At 42.9% G+C, this 5,215-nt stretch carries 6 protein-coding genes; 3 read left to right on the top strand and 3 right to left on the bottom strand.

What is annotated here, in order from left to right; translation table 11 throughout:
* The coding region (gene ytpR, locus Q0238_RS00005; RefSeq protein ID WP_363317106.1) for a YtpR family tRNA-binding protein at positions 1-685 on the bottom strand (685 nt) is incomplete at its 3' end.
* Positions 682-1,677 carry a phenylalanine--tRNA ligase subunit alpha gene (pheS, locus tag Q0238_RS00010; RefSeq protein ID WP_297941613.1) on the bottom strand — a complete coding sequence of 332 codons (996 nt, stop codon included), beginning with the start codon at positions 1,675-1,677 and terminating at the stop codon, positions 682-684. The genes pheS and ytpR, both read right to left, overlap by 4 nt.
* Positions 1,678-1,806: 129 nt before the next feature.
* Between pheS and Q0238_RS00015 the strand changes: the two genes are divergently transcribed.
* Entirely contained in the window at positions 1,807-2,163 is a 357-nt protein-coding gene (locus tag Q0238_RS00015) for a histidine triad nucleotide-binding protein (RefSeq protein WP_297941615.1), read from the top strand.
* Between the two features lie 545 nt (positions 2,164-2,708).
* On the opposite strand, the gene Q0238_RS00020 is transcribed toward Q0238_RS00015, so the two are convergent.
* Positions 2,709-3,152, bottom strand: coding sequence for a Dps family protein (locus tag Q0238_RS00020; RefSeq protein WP_005873145.1), 444 nt, complete (start codon positions 3,150-3,152; stop codon positions 2,709-2,711).
* Between the two features lie 165 nt (positions 3,153-3,317).
* On the opposite strand from Q0238_RS00020, the gene Q0238_RS00025 reads away from it, so the two are divergent.
* Together Q0238_RS00025 and Q0238_RS00030 are read left to right on the top strand one after the other, a co-directional pair.
* Positions 3,318-4,238 carry a M23 family metallopeptidase gene (locus Q0238_RS00025; RefSeq protein WP_363317107.1) on the top strand — a complete coding sequence of 307 codons (921 nt, stop codon included), beginning with the start codon at positions 3,318-3,320 and terminating at the stop codon, positions 4,236-4,238.
* Complete coding sequence (locus Q0238_RS00030) at positions 4,190-4,606, top strand: polymer-forming cytoskeletal protein (protein WP_297883182.1); 417 nt, start codon at positions 4,190-4,192, stop codon at positions 4,604-4,606. Before Q0238_RS00025 ends, Q0238_RS00030 begins: the two co-directional genes overlap by 49 nt.
* Positions 4,607-5,215 lie beyond the last annotated feature (609 nt).

Here is a 5,215-nt window from a genome sequence, read left to right on the forward strand (position 1 = left end):
CTTTGATCTCATAAGCTCGAAAAGCAAATTTAGCGCTTACCTCATCGCTTGCACGCACACTTAAAATTCTACCGATACCAGGTGCTCCGTCGGCATCTTCAAATTCGTGCTTTTCCTTTAGCGGCAGATCAAGCGCTGCGCCTAGATCGCGCGCTATGCCTAAGATGCTAAGGCAGTCGCCGCGATTAGCGGTAAGCTCGATCTCGATAAGATCGTCGTTAAAAATTTCATACTCGCGCAACTCTTTACCGAGCACGAGCTCGCCGATGCTGCTATCAAGCACCATAATGCCGTCATTCGTCTTAGCAAGTCCAAGCTCGGTTGCCGAACAGATCATGCCAAAGCTCTCCACTCCGCGAAGTTTGGCGGGCTTTATCTCAAGTCCGCTAGGCAGCACGGCGCCGACGAGGCTAACCGCGACATATTGCCCTGCCTCAACATTTTTCGCGCCGCAGACGATCTGCAGGCTCTGCTCACCGACATCAACCTCGCAGACGTTTAGATGATCGGAATTCTCGTGACGACGCTTACTTTTTACGAGTCCTACGACGACGCCTTTAGGGAGCGAAATTTTATTGTGAGCGTCAACCTCCAGACCGATGGAATTTAGCGTAGAAAGCAGCCTTTCGCTTGAAATTTCGCTTATGTCGATCCACTCCTGCAACCAATTTCTCGTTATTATCATTTAAACTGCTCCAATAATCTAATATCGCCTTCAAATAGCGAGCGTAGATCGGGGATACCATGTAGCAGCATCGCAAATCTCTCCACGCCGAGCCCAAATGCGTATCCGCTGACGTTTTTCCAGCCCACCGCTTTAAAGACGTTAGGATCGACCACGCCGCTGCCTAACACCTCGAGCCAGCCCGTCTGCTTACAGACGCGGCATCCCTCGCCGTGGCAGAAAATACAGCTAATATCGACTTCGGTGCTTGGCTCCGTAAACGGAAAGAAGCTCGGGCGGAAGCGCACCTTTACGTCTCCAAACATATAGCGCAAAAATTCCTCTAAAACGTATTTTAAATTTGCAAAGCTTACGCGGTCTCCCTGTTCGACTATGAGGCCTTCTACTTGATGAAACATCGGCGTGTGGGTTAGATCCATATCACGGCGAAAGACCGCGCCCGGGGCGATCATACGCACCGGCGGAGCTTTAAATTTCTCCATCGTGCGGATCTGAACGCCGCTAGTGTGCGTGCGTAGTAGCCGCCCGTCATTTAGATAAAACGTATCTTGCATATCGCGCGCCGGGTGGTATTTGGGCAAATTTAGCGCTTCGAAATTATGGAAGTCGTCCTCGATAAGCGGGCCGCTTTCGACGCTGAAATTTTGCGCGATGAAGTAGTCTATGATCTTATCCATCGTCTCCATCACCGGATGCAGCGCGCCGCAGCTTACGTTTTCGTTAAAAAGCGTGACGTCGATTGCTTCATTTTTCATCGCCTCTTTTTGCTCTGCTGCTTCCAGGCTCGCCCTTTTTGCAGCGATGAGCTCGCTAAAATAATCGCGCTTTTCATTCGCGCTTACGGCAAGCTCTTTTTTCTGCTCGGGCGCTGCGGATTTGAGCTCGGAAAAAAGCGCCGTTATGATGCCTTTTTTGCCGAAAAGCTCCAAGCGCACGGCTTCCAGCTCGCTTAAGCTCGATGCGGCGTCGATTTTTGCTTTAATCTCTTGCAAATTCTATCCTTGTAGTTAAATTTAATGGCGCGATTGTAGTTAAAATTTGATAAAAGCTAGGTAAATTTGCGTGTTTGGATTTTTTGGCTATAATCGCAGCTAAATTTCAACCTCATAAAAGGATCTAAAATGAACGTCTTCGAAAAGATCGTAAACGGCGAAATCCCGTGCAACAAAGTGCTGGAAAACGATGAATTTTTGGCATTCCACGACATCAACCCAAAAGCGCCAATCCACATCCTGGCGATCCCTAAGAAATGCTACGAAAACTTTCAAGTAACACCACCCGAAGTGATGAGCAAAATGAGCGCTTTTATCCAAGAAGTAACTCGCAAAATGGGGCTTGATAAGAGTGGATACCGTCTTGTTTGCAACTGCGGCGAAAATGGGGGTCAGGAGGTGATGCATCTGCACTTTCATATCCTAGGCGGAATAAAACTACCGTGGGACCGTGTCAGCGACCGCAATACCGAAGAGAATTTTTAAGACTAGAGCTTAATTCTATAAAAACTAAAATTCCGTGAAATTGCGAAATTTTACGGAATTTGCGAAATTCTTTGAAATTTTTAAAATTCCGCTTCATTTATAAACACCGAAGTTTTAAAAATAATCAAAATAGTAAAACTACAAGCTAAAATTTATCATCAGACGCTAAAAAGAAATACAAAATTTATCACAGACGATCTCTCTTAGCAAATACCATTCTTGAGCTGCAAAGCCTTAGCTCTTAGAATTTTTACGGCTATGAAATTTGAAATCGACAAGAAATTTTAACGACACGGCAAAATTTTAAATTAGACCGAGCTTTATAAAAAGAGTTATGATTTTACATGGCGAATGAGTTAGATTTCGATGATATGAAATTTAAAACCTACATGAATTTTGCTTTGAATGAGCGATTCTACTTCAGTTTTCAAGCAGAATTTAAAATTTTAGTGTGAAATCATAATCTTAGAATTTTAAAAATTTAAATAGTAGATTTAAGTTTTAGGGGCATATGCCCCTAAAAATTTTGAAAGGATTTGCGGGGATTATTTGCTTAGCATTGAGCTTAGCATCCATAGGCGTTTTTCATAATCGCCGTAGTGATCCTGCGCGATATTTGAAGTCGTATCGTCGCCCTCTTCTTCGGCTACTTCTTGAAGCTTTTTAAATTCTTTTACTAAATACTCGTAGGCTTTTTTAACATCCTCAAGTACCTCAGATACGCTATAGCTATCTTTTACGCTAATCGGAGCGTCTTTTGAAAGCTCAATTAGATCCTTGGCTTTAGTTACAGCCTTACCACCTATTTGAAGCGCGCGCTCAGCCATATCGTCGAAAAGCTCGCCCATCTCGTCGTATGCTTTCTCGGTGTAAGCGTGAACCTGCGCGAATTGCAAGCCCTTAACATTCCAGTGATAATCGTGGAATGCGACAAAGAACGCATGAGCGTCCGCCTGAAGTTTGTTTAGTTGTTTTACTGTTTTTGACATTGTGTCTCCTTTATTTAAAATTGCTGTAATTATAGCAAGATTTGCTTAAATTATAATTATACTAAGTAATAAATTTTATCTTTTAGTGAAATTTTAAAATTAAATGGCTTTTGAATTTATCTACAATTTTTTTGAAATTTCAGCTATGCTGCATTATAATGCCGCATTATGAAAAACAAATTTATGATAACCATAACCGACCTTAACGGCTCTAGGAATTTTTTGCTTTCGCAAATCATCAAAAAGATCGCGTTATATTTAGTACTATTTGTTTTTACCGTTTTTGTCACGGGTGCGCTATATATCAGGTATCTGGGCTCTAAAATCGACAGCCTTTCGCGAACTAAAACCGAGCTTAACGAGCTAAATCAAAAACTTCGCGATGGTATCGCGGCAAGTCAGATGGAATTTGAAGCCATCGAGGGTAAAATTTCGGATTTGGAGCATCAGTTTGGGCTTGATGCTGAGGAGGATGAGCGCGCGATCGACCGCCTATCTCACATCAAACCTACTTCCGAACAAGAGATCAAAGAGCGTGCGCAAAAGATCATCAACGAAAAATTCTCCGACGCACTGATCAAAGAAATTTTTATGCAGATCCCAAACGGCAGGGTCATGCGCACTCATCAACTCAGCGAGAAATTCGGCTGGCGCAACCATCCTATCTTAAAACGCAAGCAGTTTCACCCAGGCGTTGATCTACGTACGCCGCCTAAAACACCTATCTATGCGCCTGCAGATGGTATCATCCAATACAGCGGCGCGGGCGCTACTGGCTACGGCAATCTAGTCGAGATCCGCCATAACTACGGCTTTACGACACGATATGCGCATTTGGATTCAAATTTAACTCGCAAAGTAGGCGAGTTTGTAAACAAAGGCGATCTCATCGCTTTTAGCGGTAACACCGGGCTTAGCACAGGACCTCATCTGCACTACGAGATTAGATTTTTGCAGCTGCCGCTAGATCCGCTAAATTTCATCAACTGGAACGAAAAAAATTACAAAGAAATTTTTACTAAGGAGGAAGATGTCCCATGGCAATCTTTAATAAAGGCGATGCAAACACCGCTCAAACAACAATAATCTCGTCAGGCACGCTCATCAAAGGAGAGCTACACCTGTCGTGCATTTTGCATATCGACGGCAATGTCGAAGGCGACGTGATCTCCGATAACACCGTCGTCATCGGTAAAAATGGTACCGCGCGCGGCTCGATTAGGGCCAAGCATATCGTAATCAGCGGCAAATTTTTCGGTAATATCGAAGCCGAGCTCGTCGAGCTGCTAGGCGGCGGTGTGCTCGTAGGCGACGTGCTATCGCAAAGCTTCGGCATTGAAGTGGGCGCGAAATTTAACGGAAAAAGCGCGGTAAGCGGCAGCGATCAAGCCTTAGTCATCGACGGCAGCGCAAGCGAAGACGTCAAGCTCATCGACAAAGCTCTAGGCGAATAAATCGCGCACGTTTGGAATTCTTGGAATTTAAAACGCTTTAGCTAACGGGGTTTTAGAATCTGATTGATATTAAAATTTTAAAATTTATAACCTTTGGAATTCTTATAATTTTAAAGATTTTTATATTTGCGAGATCTTAGAGTGTCATCAATCTTAAAATTTGGAATTTTAAAAAATTCCAAATTTTAAAATCCTCGCAACCAAAATTATTGAAATTTTTAAGCTTTGAAATTTTCAAAATTTTAAAGCTTAAATATGCTTAAAATTTCAGAATTACGCAGATCGTAAAACCCTAAATCCTAAAATTTTGCGCTTACACGGGGTTTTGAAATTTTGCTTGTAAGCCGGATTTTAAAATTCGCGCCCGACTGAATTTAAAATTTTAAAATTTCGCCGCAAAATAACGCATGGACGCAAATTTTTTACTCGCACAGGCTTTAAAAGCTCGCGTAAGTTTCAAGTTTCGCAGAAGCTATGTAAGCAAGTATAAATTATCTACGCCGAATGTTTTGACTCATTATAGCTCTTTGTGCCACCAGCTCAAATATCCGCGCGGTGATAAATTCTGCGAGCTGAGCTAATTTAAGCCCATTATTAGATTAGTTATGT

It is taken from the genome of uncultured Campylobacter sp. (genome assembly GCF_938045775.1).
Lineage (GTDB): Bacteria > Campylobacterota > Campylobacteria > Campylobacterales > Campylobacteraceae > Campylobacter_B.

What these genes read in the sequence shown, in the direction of transcription:
- Q0238_RS00015 (WP_297941615.1), top strand. Translation starts at nt 1,807, where the DNA reads ATGAACGTCTTCGAAAAGATCGTAAACGGCGAAATCCCGTGCAACAAA.
- Q0238_RS00020 (WP_005873145.1), bottom strand. Translation starts at nt 3,152, where the DNA reads ATGTCAAAAACAGTAAAACAACTAAACAAACTTCAGGCGGACGCTCAT.
- Q0238_RS00030 (WP_297883182.1), top strand. Translation starts at nt 4,190, where the DNA reads ATGGCAATCTTTAATAAAGGCGATGCAAACACCGCTCAAACAACAATA.